This is a genomic window from Deltaproteobacteria bacterium (assembly GCA_017302835.1).
Taxonomy (GTDB): domain Bacteria; phylum Bdellovibrionota; class Bdellovibrionia; order Bdellovibrionales; family Bdellovibrionaceae; genus UBA2316.
In genome coordinates this window covers 207,457-226,745 of sequence record JAFLCC010000005.1, presented here as the reverse complement: position 1 = coordinate 226,745, position 19,289 = coordinate 207,457, and the positions used below count along the sequence as shown (strand labels likewise).

Here is a 19,289-nt window from a genome sequence, read left to right as displayed (position 1 = left end):
CTATGTTGAAGACTGTAACAAAAAATAAAACAACTTTGTTCTGGGTATTATATGCTCTCATTTCACTTTATCATTTGTATATCATAGCAAAAACATCAGTAAATGTCCCCTTTATGGATGAATGGGAATTGTTTCATCCCAATAGTTTCTTTTTAGAACCGAATTTGCACAATCTATTTAAACAGCATAATGAACATATCTTGGTCTTGCCGAATTTGATTTTTCTTTTCTTTAAATGGCTTAATGGATTCAATATTCTAACTCTTCAAGTTTTTAACTATATTTTTTATAGTCTTATCACTCTTTTAATAATTTATTTTATTAAGTCTTCTACAAAGAGCAGGATTGTTTTATTTTCTTCCTTAGTTCTTCTTTCACCATTAAATTTTGAAAATCATTCTTGGCCCTTTCAAATACAATGGCATTTGATGGCTTTTTTCAGCATTTTAAGCTATTATCTCTTTTTTATAAAAAAAGAGAATATGGCTTTCCTCGTACTTTCAATTTTATTGCCTTTCTGTATCGTCTATTCCTTGGGGGCCGGTCTTGCCGTCGTTTCTACACAAATTGCTTTTTTTGCTCTCGTAACTCTTTTCGATAAATCACGACTTTCTAAATTAGATATTCTTTATAATATCTTTTATATTTTCTTTAGCATGTTCGTCATCTGGTTCTATTTTATGAACTACCAGAAACCAGCAAGCCATCCGGAAATTATTTTTCCTTATTCAGGGGAGTTTTGGAAGCATTTCCTATCGCAATTATCACTTGGTGTAAATTCTAATTCGCCAAATCAGATTATCTTGGGAATAATACCCTTATTTCTTATTTATAAGAACACTCAGTTTGTTTTAAAAAAATGGTCCCTCATTTCGCAATTAGATAAATTTATTTATGGACTTAGTATTTCATTCCTAGGAATTTTAATGATTATCTCATTATCCAGGGCAGGATTTGGATTTAACCAAGCTCTGGCTAGCCGGTATTTTGAATATTCAGCAATACTATTTTTAATCGCCTTGGCTCAATCTTATTCACTTTATACTTTAAAAAAACGATATTTGTTTATTATTAATTTTATTTTATTTTATAATATGACATTTAATTTTGATTTTTTTACTCTCTACAATTCCTTAAGAATTGAAAGATTAAAGGGACAAACCTGCCTAACCAAGATGATTAATGATGATGAAGGACAAATTTGCAAAGAATTGTATCCCGGTGAAATTAAAGGAGTAATTAAAGGTCTTAAGGATTCAAACTTAAAATTATCTTTTATGGAAGAACTTAAAACGAAGTAATTTTCAATTACCCAATTACCATCCCCATTTTATAAAATATTGAAGGGTTGATTTAATATGAATCCATAATAACTTTTTGGATTTATAGCTCCCTTGACCATGTTCGTGATAGATTGTGACACCTGGAAAGTGAATGTTTTTTGCCTCCAAAGAGGCTCTTCGGGATATATCAACATCTTCCATATACATGAAAAATCTTTCATCAAAGCCTTTTATTTTTTGTAAAATAGAAGTACGAAACATCATAAAACACCCTGAAAGACTTGGGACCTCCATAATTTGATCGTAATCCCTGTCTCTCATTTCAAAATAATAATCATTCTTTTGTCGTGATTCATGACTACCAAATCTTCGTATAAAAAGATCATAGGGCGTTGGCAACTTTTTACATAAATACTGAATTTTTCCGTTTGGATACAATACCTTTGGAGCGACCAATCCCACCGAAATATTCTCATTCATGTACGCAAGGATGGGAGTAATCACATCCCCAATAAAGTACACATCTGGATTTAAAACTAAATGAAAGCTAATCTGACGGTTTATAGTGTCTTTGATTGAATGGTTATGGGCCGCGCCAAATCCAATATTTTTTGGCAACAGCTGATATTTCTCGTTTTCATTTAATTCCAACCAAGAAAAATATTCTGATGAGTCTGAATTGTCCACCAGATCAAGTTCATAATGGACCCTCGTCTGCCTCAATGAATTTATGACTTTTTCAATTTGCTCTCGAGGATTTCGATACAAAACAATGGATACCTTTAGCTTGAGAACTTTATTTATTTTTTGTTCAACCATTTATATCTTGCCATTTAGGGTGGGGATTTATTACTTTCCACATTAATGAACTCTAATTCAATATTCAACTTAAATATCCAAGCTCATAAAGAAGTAAGCATTTGCGCACTCATTACTTGTTACCATCCTAATTATGAGGAGCTAAGTCGTCTATTGTATTCTATCAAAAACCAGGTTCAATCTATTTTAATAATAAACAATGGGGGCTTAGATGCTTCTCAGATTTCGCAAGAACTGATCTCCCATGTTTCTATTCTGACTCCCAATGAAAATCTAGGAACAGCAGGAGGGTACAATTTGGGAGCAGCAAAGGCTTGGGAACTTCATAGCACTCATGTTTTGTTATTGGATCAGGATAGCGAATGCAAAGACCATATGGTTCAAGAATTGTTATCTTTAGAAGAGCATCTGGTCCATATGAACATCAAGGTTGCCGCTGTTGGTCCTTATTATATCTGCAGATCTAATTCTAAACCGGCGCCATTCATCCAACATGTGGGCTATCAAATTGTAAGAATTTATCACGACTCAAAAAAAACCATCCTATTTAAAAATAATTCAAAATACACTCCCTGTAGTTATATTATTTCATCAGGTTCTCTTATTAGAAAAAACTCTTGGTTGGCAATTGGACCAAAAAATGCTGATCTATTTTTAGATTTTACAGATATTGAATGGGGTTTGCGTGCAGAATATTTTGGCTATCATTGCTTCGGATCCTTTGAGGCTAAAATGTATCACTTAATAGGTGATCAGCAATTAAATGTTCTTGGAAGAAAAATTTCTTTGCACAGTCCATTAAGGCATTATTACGCCTTTAGAAACTGTGTTTGGCTTTTCAGGCAAAACACAATCCCCCTGGGTATCAGGGTTAACTATTTGATAAAATTGTTTCCCAAATTATTTATCTATTCTGTTTTTTCACACGAGCCAGTTAAACAATTTAAATTTATGGTGCTTGGAATTGTTGACGGTCTTTTTCAGAAAATGGGAAGATATTCTTCATGAAAATTCGTTTTCTAAAAAAAATATTTGCTGATTCCAATATATTAAAGAATTCCTTCTATAACATTATGGGACAAGGGTTACCCCTCATCATAGGATTAGTCTGCATCCCGTTATTAATTAAACGCCTCGGTATTGAACGCTTTGGTTTACTTTCCTTGGTATGGATATTCTTGGGTTATCTTGCTTTTTTTGATTTAGGTTTAGGACGTGCGATTATTAAAATTATTTCCGAACAATTGGGTTTGGGAAATCGTCAAAGTATCAGTAAAATTTTTTGGACCACAATTTGGATTATACTCATTCTATCTCTTATTGGATCAATGATTAGCCTGCTATTGGCACATACGATTATGATTGAAGTTTTTAAAATACCTGATTTTCTGAAGGAAGATGCTCTCCACTCCTTTTATTTGCTTTCCATTGGTATTCCTATTATCACTTTAACCGCAGCTTTCCGGGGAATCTTAGAAGCAGAACAACGTTTTTTTGTCATTAACCTACTTCAAGGCGTAACCGGAACCATCACTTATATTGTTCCCCTCCTTATTGCCTTTTATACTTTAAATGTCTCCGTAATTATTTTCTATTTAGTCCTTGCTAGATTTTTTGCCTTGATTGCGCATATTTTGGTTTGCTTTAAAAGATTTCCGGAACTCAGAAAAGTGACTCTTCCGGATAAAGATGCCATGCCACTGCTCATCAAATTTGGAGGTTGGCTAACTGTTTCCAATTTAATCAGCCCTTTGATGGTTTATTTTGATCGATTTATTCTTGGCTCTATCATCCCCGTTGGTGATTTGGCCTACTATACCACTCCTTACGAAATCATAACGAGGGTTCTTATTGTTCCCACGGCCGTGAGTCGGGTTCTTTTCCCCTCCGTTTCCTTCACTATTGCTAAAAACTTCTCTAGCGAAAAATTAGTTGAAAACGCCTATAGACTCACAACCCTGACATTACTTCCCATTATTATTTTTTTAATAGCTATAGCCAAACCCGGAATGAATCTTTGGTTAGGTCATGAATTTGGCGAAAAAAGCTCCATCATCTTACAAATTTTAGCTCTAGGCGTGTTCTTTAATGGTATAGCCTCAATCCCCTTTACCCTTATCCAAAGTTCTAACCGACCAGACTTAACAGCTAAAGCTCATTTAATTGAGCTTCCTATATATGCCCTTGTCCTTTGGTTTATGTGCCGGGAGTACGGCACCATAGGAGCAGCTACAGCTTGGAGCTTTCGAATTATATTAGATTTATTTATTCTTTCTTTTATTGCCAAAAGAAATTTAACAGACTTGTCTGCTTTTATTGAAGTAATGAATAAAAAGTATATTTTTATTTTTATCTACTTAATCGGTTTTGTTGTCTTCGTTCACTTTAAAGAATGGATCTCAGCAACCGTGATCTCCTTGCTTCTCCTGATTTATCTGTGGTCATACTTTGTTACCTTTGAAGAAAAATACATGCTAAAGCATTTTAAATGGTTGGACATTAAGACACTACCAAATAAGAAAATTGATAATACAAATACCGCCGTTTTGATCATCACCTTTAATCCAGATCCCGTTTTAAAAGATACCGTCGAGTACCTAAAAAATCAATTTAACCGGATTATTTTCGTTGATAATGGCAGCACTAAAGAATCTCTAGTTGTATTCGAACAAATAACTCATGGCGCAAAACAAGACAAAGTGATTGTGTTATATAACAATCAAAATTTTGGAATTTCCTATGCGCTTAATCAAGGTTTCAAAAAATCTCAAGAGCTGGGTGCTGATTGGGTGTTAACCTTTGACCAAGATTCTAAACCTAATTCGAACTATCTTATCAAAGCCCAAGACGTTTTAAGTAGTTATCAAAATTCCGAGACCGTAGCAATGATCACCCCCACTCTCTACGAAGAACAGCTTGAGTTGGTCATTCCTATCAAGAACAAGCCACGGGAAAAATGCTCCAAAGCCAGGTTGGCAATCACATCAGGAGCTATCACTAACGTAACCTCTTATTTTGAAGTCGATGGCTATAATGAGCCTTTATTTATCGATTACGTAGACTTTGATTTTTGCTTTAGACTTCGCCATTCAGGTTACACTATATTAGAATCAAACGAACTTGTTTTAAATCATCAATTGGGAAAATCTCAAAAACATGATTTTTTATTTACAAATTTTATAACCACCCACCACAACGAGACACGTAGGTATTATATTACTCGAAATCGTTTCTATATGTATAAAAAGTATTACTTCCTCGAAACAGACTGGGTTATTGAGGATTGTATAAATTTTTTCAAAGATTTCTTTAAAATTCTTCTAGCAGAAAAAGAAAAACAAGCAAAAATTAAAAACATATTTATGGGCATAAAAGATTTTTCAAAAAATAAATACGGGAAAATCTAAGGAACTAATATAAATATATTTATATTTATTTCAAATAGCCCCATTTTTCAACAGTAGCCATGTTTTTAATTTCATTGATTACCTTCTGAATTTGCGGGAATTCCGTATCTAATCTGGAGTTGAGAGGCCTTTTCGCAGGGGTTGGAAATGCTGTGGAAGGAATTGGTTTCAAATCTTTTAATTTTAATTTAATTCCTATTTTTCTAGCTTCATCAATAGTTAATTTGGCCACATCAAACCACGACATAAATGGTTTAAACCGAAGATGATAAATACCTGGATCTAAATTAAGTCCATTTTTTTTCTGATTCAAAGTAAGTTTTATAAAAGCGCTAATTTCACGAGCGTCTGTGGGAGAGCCCATTTGATCATTGACGATGGATAATTCTTCTCTCTCTTGGGCTAGCCTGCAAATTGTTTTTGGAAAATTTTTTCCCCATGGAGCATAAACCCATGAGACTCTAAATATATAATAAGTAGCGCCAGAACCTTGGATTAATTTTTCGCCCTGAAGTTTGGTCTCACCATAATAGTTAATAGCACTTGTTGACATTGATTCAGTCCAAGGTATTTCACCTCCCCCATCAAATACATAATCTGTGGAGAAGTGTACCAGCGGACACAAGTTCAGTTTACACCATTCAGCAATTCGACCAGGAGTCACTGCATTGATTTCCATCGATTCTTCTTTTTCAATTTCAGCTTTATCTACCTGGGTATAGGCTGAAGCATTTATAATTAAGTTTGGTTTAATTTGATTTAATTTTTCGATGACAAGATCCGGTTTCAAAAAATTAGCTTCATCGCTTCCCAGAAAAATTAACTCATTACGATGAAGTAAATCTGTTAAATCTTTCATAAGTGCCTGAGCAACTTGACCTGTCTTTCCAAAAACCAATATCATGATTCCACCTAATGAATTTTATTTACCGACGTATTATTTCTAAAACCATGGGCCTTGTCACTTTGAAATCGCTTAAAAGTGAAAGCATATTTTGAACCCCACAATAATTTGTTTATTTGTTTTCTTGATTTTGATTTACCTCTACGTCATATTACGCTCAAACGCATCCATTAGGAGTACTTATGCGATTATTAGTAACTGGAGCTGCTGGTTTTATTGGCAGTTCATTTGCCAGACAGGCCATTAAGGAAAACTATAAAATAGTAATCTTAGACGCACTTACCTATGCTGGGCATATGGAAAATATCCAAGAAATTTTGAAACCAGGGGAAGTTGATTTTATCAAATCAGATATTAGATCCTTTGAAGATAACTTAAATATTTTTAATAAATATGAAGTCGATGCGGTTATTAATTTTGCAGCGGAAAGCCATGTAGATAACTCTATTTCTGGTCCTAAAGCTTTTATCGAAACAAATATTCTGGGTACGTTTTCTTTACTAGAAGCTTCTCGCTGTTACTTTCAAAAACTCACGGATGAAGCTAAGAAAACTTTTAGATACCTACAAATTTCTACAGATGAAGTTTATGGAACCTTAGGTGACACAGGGAAGTTCCATGAAAAAATGGCCTACCAACCCAACTCGCCTTACTCTGCATCAAAGGCCTCTTCTGATCATTTGGTCAGAGCCTGGTTTCACACCTATAAGCTGCCAACCATCACTACAAATTGTTCAAATAATTACGGTCCAAGACAATTTCCTGAAAAACTTATTCCTGTGATGATCACGAAATGTTTAAACTCAGAATCCCTACCCGTCTATGGCACTGGTGGAAATATTCGTGACTGGATCCATTCCGAGGACCACAGTCAGGGTGTGCTTTTGGCCTTACAAAAAGGACAACCTGGTGAAACCTATTGTTTTGGTGGAAACTCCGAAAGAAATAATTTAGATGTGGTAAAAAGTATCTGCACCCTTCTGGATGAATTAAAACCAAGATCTGATAAAAAGTCCTACCACCAACTGATTTCCTTTGTCCAAGATCGTGCTGGACATGACTGGAGATATGCCATTGATGACAGTAAAGCACAGAAAGAATTAGGATTTACCAGAAAATACAGACAATTTGAAGATGGCTTAAGAGCCACGGTTATCTGGTACTTGGAAAATAGGAACTGGATTGAACAAGTAAAAAATAAATAGTGAGGTAAATAATGAAGGGTATTATTTTAGCTGGGGGCAGTGGAACTCGGTTATGGCCAACAACTCAATCAGTTTCTAAACAGCTACTTCCTGTGTATGACAAACCAACCATTTACTATCCCTTATCCACTTTGATGCTTGCTGGCATCAATGACATTCTCATTATTTCGACACCGAGAGACCTACCTCTTATTGAGTCTCTTTTAGGGGACGGTTCCCCCTTTGGCATCAAACTGAGTTACAAAGTTCAGCTAAAACCCGATGGCATTGCCCAAGCTTTTGTCCTTGGCGAAGAATTTCTAAATGGTTCACCGGCCTGTTTGATCTTAGGCGATAATCTATTTTACGGTCATGATATTACCATTCAATTAGAAAAAGCTAAGGCCCTAAAAAAAGGCGGAGTCGTATTTGCTTACCATGTTCATGATCCTGAACGCTATGGAGTTGTTGATTTTGACCTTTTTGGGAAAGCCCTTTCTATTGAAGAAAAACCTAAAGATCCTAAGTCAAATTGGGCCGTCACTGGTTTGTATTTTTATGATTCGACGGTCACTCAAAAAGTTAAATCTTTAAAACCTTCACCTCGCGGTGAATTAGAAATCACCGACTTGAATAAACTTTATCTTGCAGAAGGAGCATTGAGTGTTGAAAAATTTGGTAGAGGTGTCGCCTGGCTTGATACTGGAACTCATGAATCCCTTTTAAGTAGCTCTATTTTTGTTCAAACAATTGAAGACAGACAAGGGCTTAAGATTGCATGCTTGGAAGAAGTTGCTTTATTTAAAGGCTTTATCACCCAAAAACAATTTGCAGCGCTGGCTGAAAAAGCTCCTAAAAGTGGTTATGGCGAATACTTAAGAAAGCTTACAAAATTTTCTCACGTTTAGATAGGGATCCCAATGGAAGTTAAAGAGTTTAATATTAAAGGTCCAAAATTAATTACCTTAAAAAGTTTTAAAGATGATCGTGGTTTTTTCTGTGAACGATTTAGAGTCCAGCAATTTGCAGAACTTGGTTTAAATTCTTTTGTTCAAGAAAATTTTTCCAGGTCTGTCCCCAAAACCTTAAGAGGACTCCACTACCAATGGGACAAACCTCAAGGTAAACTGGTAACTGTCCTGCGCGGAGAAATTTTTGATGTGGCCGTTGACATTAGGAAAAATTCTCCTACCTTTGGCTTGCATATTTCGGTTACCTTGAAAGACACTTACCCCCAATGGTTATGGGTACCTGCTGGATTTGCCCACGGCTTCTGTGTCCTTGGTGACCAAGAAGCTGATGTCATGTATAAGGTGGATAATTATTGGAATGGTTCTGGAGAGTCAGGAATCCTTTGGAAGGATCCAAATTTGAACATTCAATGGCCAATCAAGAATCCCTTTCTTAGTCCCAAAGATGGAGTTATGAAATCTTTTTCTGATTATGCCAAAGATCCCAAATTTCTATAAGACCTAAAAGGTGTTGAAATGAACCTGAAAAATATAGATAATTCTCGTTCTCTTTTTGCATTTATGATATGGACCTCCCTCCTTGCCATCCTCCCGTTTCTTTGCCTCTCTGCTTTTACTATCCCAAGTGCTGATGATATTTTTTACCATAATTATGGTTTGAACAAATCCCTTCTTGAATTTCTGATTCATCATTACAATACGTGGACAGGTCGCTATTTTTCAAACTTATTGATGGCTATTAATCCCTACTCTTTGACAAGTCAGCTGAGCTACTATCCATTGATGACTTATGGTGTTCAAATTCTTTTTTTTCTTGCTAGTTTTTTGTTCTTAAAAGTCTTAATTATCTCACTGAGTTTAAATTTAGTTGATCCGTTAGTGACAACAAAGACAGCAAAAGTTGAAAAAATAAAGTTAAGGACCCTCACCAGGCTGATATATTTACTTTGGATAGCGCTCTTTTTTCATAAAATGCCAAGGCCAACAGATTCTCTATACTGGTTTGCGGGCAGCTCTTCTCACTTAGTTGCAATGAGTTTTTGCTTGTTTGCCAGTGGTCTCTATTTATCCTCCTTTAAACAAAATTATTTGGTTCAAATGTTTTATTACTTTTTGATTTCTCTTCTAACGATTTGTATCTGTGGCTCGAATGAAACCCTTATGTTACAGTGGATTTTCCTTATTTTTTTTGCATTTATTTATGAAAGAGTGGTGTTAAATCGACTGAATTTGAAATTGATATTTCCATTTCTGATATCCATAATTTGCTTTGCCATTGTCTTTTTGGCTCCTGGAAATAAAATCAGGGCAGAGAATCTTCAGGGAGGGCATGACCTTCTTTTGTTAGTATTTAAACCTCTAGGGCTAATTGTCGAAACCTGCGTTAGGTATTTAAGTGTTAATTTGGTCATTCTTCTATTCTGGAGTTTACCTTTTTTAAGTCGAATTTTTATTCTTATACCTGCTTTTCTTAAAGAAAAAAGATCAATTTATTTATTTATATCTTTGTGGTTCGGTTTTTTCTTTTTAACCTTTGTTCCCTCGGTATGGACCATGGGAGGATTGCCTCCCCGAAGAGTTCTAAATAATACCTATTTAGTTATTTTATTTCTTAGTTTTTTTATTCTTTTACTTAAAATCAACTCCTGGACTTTTTTATTCCGTTTTAAGCATTCCTGGGACAAATACTTTCCGATGAAGTTGCAGAAGATTGCTTTTTTAGTTAGCTTTTTGTTACTATTTAATCACTATGAGGCCTGGAAGGATCTTATCCATATTCCGCGTTTTCTAAGCTCTCTGAATGAAAGGAACGAATTGGTGCTCCAAAGTAAGGGTCAAGATCTTGTACTTAAGCCCTTCAGTTATTTTCCTACCACTTTTTTTTATGAAGATATTACCACAGATCCAACAAATTATAGAAATGTGGTTTTTGCTGAGTTTTACAAGTTAAAATCTGTTAAACTATCTACACAAGAGAGCCCTAATTGAAAAAAATTTTGATTGAGAGGATCCCCAATTGAAAAAAAAAATAATTGAAGGGCCATTAAAATGAGTAAGGTGCTTCTTATCATTCCTTGCTATAATGAGGAAAATCGAATTTCACTCGAGACTTTTCATCGATTTCACAATCCCCAATCAATGTCAGATTCAAGTAATGAAGATAAGTTTTCTTCTAAAAATAAAATTTCATTTTTGTTTGCTAATGATGGATCCAAGGATCACACGGCAGAGAAAATTAAAGCCTACATTGATGCTCATCATTTAGAAAACCAATGGTTTTTATTTAACAATCCTCAGAACACTGGAAAAGCGAATGCTATTTCCAATGCCTTTAACTGGTCCAATAGAAATATTAACGAAACCTTTGATTGGTATGGCTATTGGGATGCTGATTTGGCCACTCCCCTTTTTGAAGTAGAAAACATGCTGACCTATCAAAAGGTTTTTTTTCCATATAAGCAAGCTCTGTTTGGAAGTCGTGTCTTAAAATTAGGGAGTCGAATAATTCGTAAACCTCTACGTCACTATCTGGGACGGTTTTTTGCCACGGTTATTTTCCTAGCTCTTAAAGTAGGTAGTTATGATAGTCAGTGTGGAGCCAAGTTGTTTTCACAATTAATAGCAAAGAAGGCACTTTCTGAGCCTTTTATCAGTCCTTGGATATTTGATGTTGAGGTCATGCTCCGAGTTGGCGAAGATAAAATTGTCGAGTACCCCTTAATTGAATGGACAGATGTTCCTGGCTCCAAAATAAAAATACTTCGTGAGTGCTTTCGCATCGTCAAAGACATCATAAGAATCAGAACCAAATATCTGGGTTCTCACAAACATTAAATTTTATTTGTAAACGGTTATCTGTTAGATTTTAGCTATTACATTCTAGCAACTAGATTTTAGTTGCTAGATTCTAAATCCTGCAGCTTCGGAGTCTGCTTTGAAGGTTTTTACGGTATCTAAGCTCAAATCCAAAGGGGATCTGTTGAATCCTGAAAGCTTTTTGATCACATCAGGCGGAGCTGTGATAATCTGACATCCACATTGCTCTGCTTGCACGATATTAAAAACTTCTCTTGTCGAAGCCCAAAGCAATTCAATTTGCTCACCGTAGGTGCGACAGTAATCTGCAGCCACACTCATCAAGGGCATGGGATCACGACCGCTATCCGCGATTCTCCCCGCAAAGACAGACACAATAGAAGGTGGGCCGCCTTTCACTGCATGTACCGTTTCTTGAATTTGATCCCAAGTAAAAATGGCAGTGACGTTTAATTTAATTCCGGCTTGGACTAATTCTTTTACTAATGGAATACAGCTTTCCCCTTTTGAATTCATAATTGGAATTTTCACATAAACATTTTCTGCCCATTTATTGATAATGAGGGCTTGTCTTTTCATTTCTGAAAACTCATCAGCAAAAACTTCAAAACTAATGGGCTTGGTTTTAATAGTAGTTAAAATATCCTTGCAAAACTCAACGTAATCAGAAATTCCGGCCTTTTTCATTAAAGAAGGGTTCGTCGTCAATCCCTGCACATAGGGGTTCGCAGCCATTTCGAGCATAGATTTTTTATCAGCACCATCAGTGTAGATTTTAATTTTATTTTGAAAAGGGGACTTTAATTGCTGAGTTGTCATGTCATTTTCTCCGATTTATTAATTGGCTAACATTTTTTTGGTGATGATTTTTCCTAACTCTACGCCTGGTTGATTGAATGCTTCAATATTCATATACTCACCAAGGGCTCCTACAATGAGTTTGTAGGTCATAAAATATTGACCCATTGTAAATTCATTTAAGGTTTCCAATTGAAGTTCCATGACATGATTATTCACTTCTTTTTGGCTCTCGGTCATGGTTTGGGCTTCCGTTTTTAATAACATCCCAAATTTTTTATTTTGCAAAGGACTTGTTTCTTTGAAGTGAGACTTTGGAAATAGCTCTGCCATTTCTTCACTCTCTGTAAATCGATGAACCACTACTGATTTTTGTAATTGAGTCTCCATCATTTGTTGAAGCACCGAATGCTGGTCATTGGCACCAAGGGCGACGACGGGAACCGATGCCACATAAGGAATATGACTGGCTCCTTTTCTTAATTCTTTTTTAGCTAAGGATTCAGCCCATAATTGTTCGAGCCACTTACCCAGTTGATAAGCCGAATCGGAGTAATACCAGAAGTAAGACAAAACATCTTTATGATTTAATCCCTCGATATAAAAATGAATCATGGGAAGCAAGGTGTTCTGGACATAGCTTTGTTCAAAAACAGAGGCCGCACCTTTCCTAAAGGCCTGAATATCCTTGTGGGCGATTCCAACCAAAACTTGCCCCACACTTGAGAGCACAGAGAATCTTCCCCCCACATCCAAGGGAATCTCAAGAACAGGTACTTGATTTGTTTTAGCCCAATCATAGAGGGAGCTAGGTTTTAATTCTGTGATAACAAGAGAGTGGTTTGCTAGGTTTAACTTTAGTTGTTCAAATTTACTTAGGTAATAGTCTAAAATAGAAAGGGTCTCAATAGTGGTACCACTTTTAGAAACGAAAACAAAACCTACTTCTTGCCAGTTAGTCATTTTTTTATTTAAACTTTGCAAAGTTTTTAAATCAGGATTTTCGACAAAATAAATATCTTCGTTTGCAAAAGCCAATGCCATACTTTTAGGACCAAGACTGGAGCCACCAATGCCAACCCAGACAAATTTTTTGAACTTTTTAGCAAAAGTTGTCGTCACTTCTTGAGCCGTATTCCACATCGTGGGATGTTGAGGAAGCTTGAAAAAGCCAAGATCTGTTCTTTTTAATAAAGCTTCTAAACTGCTTTGTGCTTGATGGGTCGTTTCTGCTGAATTTTTATTTTTGCTTTGAAAGTTAACTTTCATAACTCTCCTTTTCATTTTTAATCATTGTTCATTCATTTTCATTGGTTATTTATTCATTTATTTTCATTCGTAATTCACTCGTTGTTCATTCGTAATTCACTCGTTGTTCATTCGTAATTCACTCGTTGTTCATTCGTTGTTCATTCGTAATTCACTCGTTGTTCATTCGTTGTTCATTCGCTGTTCATTTACGGCTCTTACATTACTTTAAATAGCTTTTATACAAGCATTTAAACAAACAGCGTTTACGCCTAGGTTTAAAAGGTAAGACCAACAATGTAAATAAAAATCATGAATTGGTTAGGATTTTTTTAAAAAGACTCATTATTTAAAAAGACTCATTATTTAACAGGACTCATTTTTAAACGAGACTCTGACAAGGCTCTAATAAGCCATTTTTTTAAGCTCTTTGAGTTTCATGTCCTCGGTGAGGGGCATAAAAGTCCCTGCGGATCCAGAATACATGTCGAACAAATATTCTTCCATTTTGGCATAGCACTTCTTAGCTTGCGGACTATGAGGCACCGTCTTAATGCAAGCTTCCAAATACTTTTCGCCCAAAGAGGTTTGAAAATGAGTTAAGGAATTGATATAACTGCTTCCCAAATACCAAAAGACTTCTGCCTGGGACTTGCTGTCGAGTTTAGACTCTAACATTTCATGCAAATAAGAAATGGCTAACTGATTCCAAATCTCTCCGCCCAAGCTGCCATAATCAAAACGTCTAGAGATCGTTCGTTCGATCCATACTTTCAATGTGGTTAGAGATACCTTTTTGTCTTTTGCTAAACTCCAAGTGTGAATGTCCTCTAACCAAACCTGAATGATATTTTTGAGATAGAGAGGAAGAAACTGCGATTTAGCAGCCTGCAGAAGAAACTCATTCGTTTTTTTGGCGTCCCTTTTATATCTTACAAGTATAGACAACGAGTTATGAAGAGCGCTTTCCGCGCGGAATTGGTAATCCCAACTTACTTCCTTGAGTTCGAAAAACTCTTTGTACTTTGCCAAAGCCTCATCAAACTTTCTGGTAGCAGTGAGTATTTCTGCCTGATCTAAAATAGCCAATTTAGCAAAGTTTTCTTTCATTTTTGAGGAACTGAAATTAGGTCCATTATTGGATTGGGTATGGCACTCAATACAAAAATTTGTTGTTTTCAACAATTCAAATCTAGCAAAATCTTTATTCCCTGATTCAAAAGAATTTTTCGATAGTTCTACTTGCTCTTTGAAATCAAAGGAAATGTAAGCAAGACTTGGATCATTCATCTGGGACATGGGAGAGTGATTCACCTTTTTGGAAATGGTATTTAATCGTTCTAAGTGAAATAAAATTTTATTTTGATTATCTTTTTTTCCAAAATCCTGTGGTGAAAGAACTAAGGGATAAAGTTCTATCAAGCTATTTTCAAGAGCCTTCATCTGCTCGGGCCAAGTTTCTGGAATCTGAGTGTCTGTTTTAGAATAATCAATCTTTACGGGCTCGTCTGTTTTTTTTGTCTGTGATGACTGACAAGCAATAAACGACAAATTGAGTGCCAAACCCAAAACAGCTCCAAAAATAATAGTTATTTTCATTTTCATATTTACCCTCTTCAACGATGATTATGGTTAAAGTCATGAATCTTGTCATGAATGAATTCATTTATTTTAAATTCCTTGAAAAATCCCTTATTCTTCTAGACTAAAGTTCCGTCCTAAGCCATAGTGTCGAAAAAAAGGAGATAGTTTATGGGTATTAAAACTTTGGCTCTGGGCCTATTCAGCTCACTATTAACTCTGGCGACAAATAACCCCGCTTCTTTTTCTGTTGATAATCAAATTATTTATCAAAATTTATTAGCCTCGCAAAAGCAATCCTACCTTTGGAATGCCATCGTCGTTTCAAAATATCAACAACTTCCAGACACCCGAACAGGCCTTGGGATTCCACTTATTTTTAATTCCATTACCAGCTTTTTAACTTTAAAAACGAGTTTTGATCATGCTTCAGATATAATGCCGGAAGGACGAAAAAAAATAATTCACACTTACGGAACTGTAGCCCCTGTACGATGGATCCCTGCTCGAAACTCTTATTCGGGTATTTTTCAAACTGGAGGTTTTGGCCTAGCTCGATTATCTATTGCCGGAGATCCCAATCTCTTAGGGATCATTCCAGGAATGGCCTTGAAAATTTTTGTTGATGGCCAGCCTAGTGTTAACTTGCATGTGATGCACTCTTTGGATGGACAGGGAAAAAATAATAATTTTTTTGCCAACTCCTTTACCAACAATATCCCAATGCCGACAAATCCCTTGCTCTATCCCCTGATCGCTTTGTTTGCCATTGTTCAGAATCCTCCAACCTATTTGCCACTAGATCATTTTGCCAAGGTTGATCGTTTTGGCAAACCCCTAACACCTTGGCGAGCCCCTTTGACTTTGATTTTTAAACCAAGCTCTTCTGTTTCTGCGATCTTCCCAGCAACTAGCACTTTGGATTTCAGAACTCAGCTGGCTCAACTTAGGCCTGGAATTTTTATCTATGATATTTACGCCACGGGTTCACAACCATCTCAAAGAAATGCAGAACTTATTGGCAAGCTTGTTCTCGATGGCAGTTTTGTCGCCAGTGATTTTGGTGATGAAAAGCTTTTCTTCCAACACCATAAATGATGCCATGGACCCACTGTTGGGTAGGGGTCACACCTATGGCTCAAATCGAGGCCGCAGGAGGGAGGCGACTGAGGCTTGGCAAGCCAAGTCGCAGGGAGTTCCGACCGACGAGAACGAAGAGTTGAGCCATAGGCGTAACCCCTGCTAATTGGGCCTGACGTAGGTTGACTTTTTAATAACTTCCTTAGCGTATTGAACTTTTTTTTTGTCACCATTGAACATCTTCAAAGCATTGTTATAAAGAAACAAGTTGTTTTTATGAGCATAAATCCGATCGGAATAGGCCAAGTAAACTTTTAATAAACTCTGTCCAAGTATCAATTGTCTTCGAGTTCTCATTTGTTTCTCAGGTCGATCAGAGTCCGTTTTATAGGAAAACCAGGTTTTAAGCTCAGCAATGGAGTTATCAACATACGCCAGCTTTTTCTTTTCATTTTCGTAGGTTAAAATTTCCGGAAAATCACTAAAGACACTCCGGTTCTCTTGATCTAAGTAACAAGAAATCACTGATTCAAAATAGCCCTTAGCAGGAAGCATGGCATACGCTTCACCACGATGTCCAAGTTGATCCAGAAGCTCTTCTAAACCTATCCTAGTTAGCTGAGTCAATCCGATGGCCCCCGTAGGAGAAATGGCTCTGGCATCAAATCTGGATTCTTGTCTGACCTTGGAAGCGATAAGGAAAGGATCGGTTCCAAAGCAATAGGAGGATTTCACAATCTCTTCCGCTAGCTGGCGTTCTGAAAAACCATTAACAGCTTCGAAATTACTTGAACACTCATTAAAATTACAAGAGACCAAGTTAGCATTTTGTTCCATTTTAATAAATTGCTGTAGCCGATTCACCAGTGTAAAATACTGTTTGGAAGGATTAAAAACCAAACTCCTTAAACTGGTTTTTTTAGCCTTGGCAGGCAAAAAGAGGTCTTTTACAGGACTGTAGACAAAATAATTCTTTTCTAGTGAGCTTTCAGGGACTTGATAACCCATGGGAAAAAAATTTTGAGCTCCAGCCACAGAGCCCAGGCCAAGCAAAAGCATCCCTATTTTTGATGAAACCTTCAGTATAACCTTCATTTCTAACTTCCTGTTTACTTTTAATTAATTGTTTAGGAAAATTAATTAAAATTTCAGTTTCCAGAAAATTCAATAGAAATCAACGCGTCCAAAATTTCTACCATTCTGGCGTTCTGCTGGGGTTACGCCTAGGACTCAAATCGAATAATCCCCTAAAATCTTTTTTCGATGGGTGTGCCATTGATTTTACCTCGATAGCCACTATTTCATCAACACGATCATAAACTAAAAAATCAACTTCAAATTTTGAAATTGGCTGGTAACAAATGCCCTACAAGAGGATCCAGTTTAAATGACTTTGTATCGTTCTTTCGCAGAATATAAAATAACTGGATATTTATCCCTATAGAAAATGCCCATTCATAGAATAGTTGTTGTTGCGAAATTTTGTAAAATGGCACATATTTTATACTGACGAGGTCGATTTGCGCTCTTTCCTTTTATTTTTTTTTAAGCTGATTTTTTTATTCCCACCGCTTATTTCTTTTCTCACTTTTCTACCGAGCTCCTTTTGCCTCGCTCAAGAGTCTGCTTCTGAGTTCGTAAAAGATAAGACTAAAAAACTGACGATTGAATGGGAAGAGGTTGTGGGAAGTCACAGTTACGAGGTTGAAGTTTTTCAGATTTTAGATGCCTCCAACCTCAAAAAAGTGGGTCTTTTTCAAATGCAAAAAACGGCTTGGGATGCCGATTTATCCCCAGGAAAATATCAGTTTCGCATTCGCTCTTTAGATATTCGCGGAGTCCCAGGAACATGGGGCGCCTTCACTGTTTTTACGTTAAGTCCACCTCCCCCTGATCTTTTAAGCCCCAAAAACGATGACAAAATACAAACGGAGCAAGAAGATAAATTTGCGGTCAACTTTTCCTGGACTCCTGTTAAAGGAGCTTCTTCCTATAAATTAGAAATTTTTCAAGACGAAGAATCTTCACCGCTCCGTTTTGATGTGACCAACACAAAATACTCACAATCGCTTCCTGTCGCCAAATCCTATCGCTGGCAAGTTTCTTCAATGGATGCGGATAAAAACTTGGGTGATCCCGTCAAAAATCAATTTTCATTTTCTCTTCTCGGGAAAAAGTTAGAAAGTCCTGAAATTGAAATCCCCGAATCCGAATTTGCCACTCGCATTCAATGGAAAAAACCGCAAAAGACGGAACTGTTTTCTTATTCACTTTCTAGAAAAAGAAGTAATGGATCTTTGGAATTATTAGAAAAAAATTTAAATTATAAATCAAACTTTTTAGAGATCAATCCCAAACATCCTGGCGGCACCTTTCAATTAAAACTCAAGGCCAATGCTAAGCTTCGGCCCAGTTCTGACATACAAACCATGGAGTTTCCAGTCTACGCTGGTGAAAGGACCCCGAAAGCCATTGAGACAGCCAAACTTAGGAAGGCTCTGGAGCGCGATAAAGAAAATTATTTTATCGCCACCTATTTGGTTTCATCCCTAAACTATGCCGGCGATAACAAAGAAACAGGAAATCGCGTCGCCTACAGTGTTTTAGGGGGAACAGGCCGCCTGGGCTATGGTTATATGCCCAAAACAAAATGGGGTTTTCTGACGGTTCTAGACCATGGAGGTGTTAATTTAAAACAAAAAATTTATACTTACTCTTCGATAGAGGCCTATGGGGTATGGCGTAGGTACCTATCCCAAGCAACTCAACTGAGAATTTTCAGCGGGCTTTTTATAAAAGAAACTCCCGAAGCTACAACTTTGGACCTGACCGAAGTCTCTGTTAAAAAAGTTCAGCATTTGGGACCCGTTTTAGGCCTTCAGTTTTGGACCTCCTTTAATTATAAATATGGATTTCAATTTAATTTTCAATTGAATGAATCACTTTTAAAACTTTCAACTCCCAACGGAAAAGATCTGGTTCCATCGGCCACCTATCAAATCGGAGCTATGGGGTCCTACAAACTAAAAGAAAATTTAACTGGCTTTGCAGGCCTTGCCTACCGCGTAGATCGTGTTGTTTACAAATCAAAGGCCTACACTGGAGACTCTGAAATAAATTTTGCTAATGAAGGCGATACCAATTCCGTGATCATGACGGGAACCTATTTAAATCTCTACGCAGAATGGGGATTTTGA

General features: G+C 36.4%; 16 protein-coding genes. 10 read left to right on the top strand and 6 right to left on the bottom strand.

Annotated elements, in window-relative coordinates:
- Positions 1 to 2 precede the first annotated feature (2 nt).
- Positions 3 to 1,301: a hypothetical protein gene (locus tag J0M15_07590; GenBank protein ID MBN8536901.1), complete on the top strand. Its 1,299-nt coding sequence runs from the start codon at positions 3 to 5 to the stop codon at positions 1,299 to 1,301.
- Positions 1,302 to 1,316: 15 nt separating this feature from the next.
- On the opposite strand, the gene J0M15_07585 is transcribed toward J0M15_07590, so the two are convergent.
- Positions 1,317 to 2,102: a glycosyltransferase family 2 protein gene (locus J0M15_07585; protein ID MBN8536900.1), complete on the bottom strand. Its 786-nt coding sequence runs from the start codon at positions 2,100 to 2,102 to the stop codon at positions 1,317 to 1,319.
- 45 nt (positions 2,103 to 2,147) lie between these two features.
- Here J0M15_07585 and J0M15_07580 point away from each other — a divergent pair, with 45 nt between their 5' ends.
- Both J0M15_07580 and J0M15_07575 read left to right on the top strand, forming a co-directional pair.
- Positions 2,148 to 3,110: a glycosyltransferase family 2 protein gene (locus tag J0M15_07580; protein ID MBN8536899.1), complete on the top strand. Its 963-nt coding sequence runs from the start codon at positions 2,148 to 2,150 to the stop codon at positions 3,108 to 3,110.
- Positions 3,107 to 5,509: an oligosaccharide flippase family protein gene (locus J0M15_07575; GenBank protein ID MBN8536898.1), complete on the top strand. Its 2,403-nt coding sequence runs from the start codon at positions 3,107 to 3,109 to the stop codon at positions 5,507 to 5,509. Before J0M15_07580 ends, J0M15_07575 begins: the two co-directional genes overlap by 4 nt.
- 25 nt (positions 5,510 to 5,534) lie before the next feature.
- On the opposite strand, the gene rfbD is transcribed toward J0M15_07575, so the two are convergent.
- Positions 5,535 to 6,413 (bottom strand): dTDP-4-dehydrorhamnose reductase, encoded by an 879-nt coding sequence (gene rfbD, locus J0M15_07570; GenBank protein ID MBN8536897.1) that lies wholly within the window; start codon positions 6,411 to 6,413, stop codon positions 5,535 to 5,537.
- Between the two features lie 182 nt (positions 6,414 to 6,595).
- Here rfbD and rfbB point away from each other — a divergent pair, with 182 nt between their 5' ends.
- From rfbB to J0M15_07545, 5 genes are read left to right on the top strand one after another with little or no spacing between them, the layout of a single operon-like run.
- On the top strand, positions 6,596 to 7,618 hold the full coding sequence (gene rfbB / locus J0M15_07565) for a dTDP-glucose 4,6-dehydratase (protein MBN8536896.1): 1,023 nt from the start codon (positions 6,596 to 6,598) through the stop codon (positions 7,616 to 7,618).
- A gap of 11 nt (positions 7,619 to 7,629) precedes the next feature.
- Positions 7,630 to 8,505: a glucose-1-phosphate thymidylyltransferase RfbA gene (rfbA, locus tag J0M15_07560; GenBank protein ID MBN8536895.1), complete on the top strand. Its 876-nt coding sequence runs from the start codon at positions 7,630 to 7,632 to the stop codon at positions 8,503 to 8,505.
- Between the two features lie 12 nt (positions 8,506 to 8,517).
- Positions 8,518 to 9,066: a dTDP-4-dehydrorhamnose 3,5-epimerase gene (gene rfbC / locus J0M15_07555; protein MBN8536894.1), complete on the top strand. Its 549-nt coding sequence runs from the start codon at positions 8,518 to 8,520 to the stop codon at positions 9,064 to 9,066.
- An 18-nt stretch (positions 9,067 to 9,084) separates the two neighbouring features.
- Positions 9,085 to 10,557: a hypothetical protein gene (locus tag J0M15_07550; protein MBN8536893.1), complete on the top strand. Its 1,473-nt coding sequence runs from the start codon at positions 9,085 to 9,087 to the stop codon at positions 10,555 to 10,557.
- A gap of 60 nt (positions 10,558 to 10,617) precedes the next feature.
- Positions 10,618 to 11,403, top strand: coding sequence for a glycosyltransferase (locus tag J0M15_07545; protein MBN8536892.1), 786 nt, complete (start codon positions 10,618 to 10,620; stop codon positions 11,401 to 11,403).
- Between the two features lie 66 nt (positions 11,404 to 11,469).
- On the opposite strand, the gene J0M15_07540 is transcribed toward J0M15_07545, so the two are convergent.
- The 3 genes from J0M15_07540 to J0M15_07530 all read right to left on the bottom strand — a co-directional run bounded on the left by J0M15_07540 (position 11,470) and on the right by J0M15_07530 (position 15,036).
- Positions 11,470 to 12,204 carry a transaldolase gene (locus tag J0M15_07540; protein ID MBN8536891.1) on the bottom strand — a complete coding sequence of 245 codons (735 nt, stop codon included), beginning with the start codon at positions 12,202 to 12,204 and terminating at the stop codon, positions 11,470 to 11,472.
- 18 nt (positions 12,205 to 12,222) lie between these two features.
- On the bottom strand, positions 12,223 to 13,452 hold the full coding sequence (locus tag J0M15_07535) for a glucose-6-phosphate isomerase (protein ID MBN8536890.1): 1,230 nt from the start codon (positions 13,450 to 13,452) through the stop codon (positions 12,223 to 12,225).
- A gap of 384 nt (positions 13,453 to 13,836) precedes the next feature.
- Positions 13,837 to 15,036: a hypothetical protein gene (locus J0M15_07530; protein ID MBN8536889.1), complete on the bottom strand. Its 1,200-nt coding sequence runs from the start codon at positions 15,034 to 15,036 to the stop codon at positions 13,837 to 13,839.
- Positions 15,037 to 15,183: 147 nt separating this feature from the next.
- Between J0M15_07530 and J0M15_07525 the strand changes: the two genes are divergently transcribed.
- A complete protein-coding gene (locus tag J0M15_07525; protein MBN8536888.1) occupies positions 15,184 to 16,110 on the top strand; it encodes a hypothetical protein in 927 nt (308 codons plus the stop codon).
- Positions 16,111 to 16,254: 144 nt separating this feature from the next.
- On the opposite strand, the gene J0M15_07520 is transcribed toward J0M15_07525, so the two are convergent.
- Entirely contained in the window at positions 16,255 to 16,929 is a 675-nt protein-coding gene (locus tag J0M15_07520) for a transglycosylase SLT domain-containing protein (protein ID MBN8536887.1), read from the bottom strand.
- A gap of 683 nt (positions 16,930 to 17,612) precedes the next feature.
- Here J0M15_07520 and J0M15_07515 point away from each other — a divergent pair.
- A complete protein-coding gene (locus J0M15_07515; GenBank protein MBN8536886.1) occupies positions 17,613 to 19,289 on the top strand; it encodes a hypothetical protein in 1,677 nt (558 codons plus the stop codon).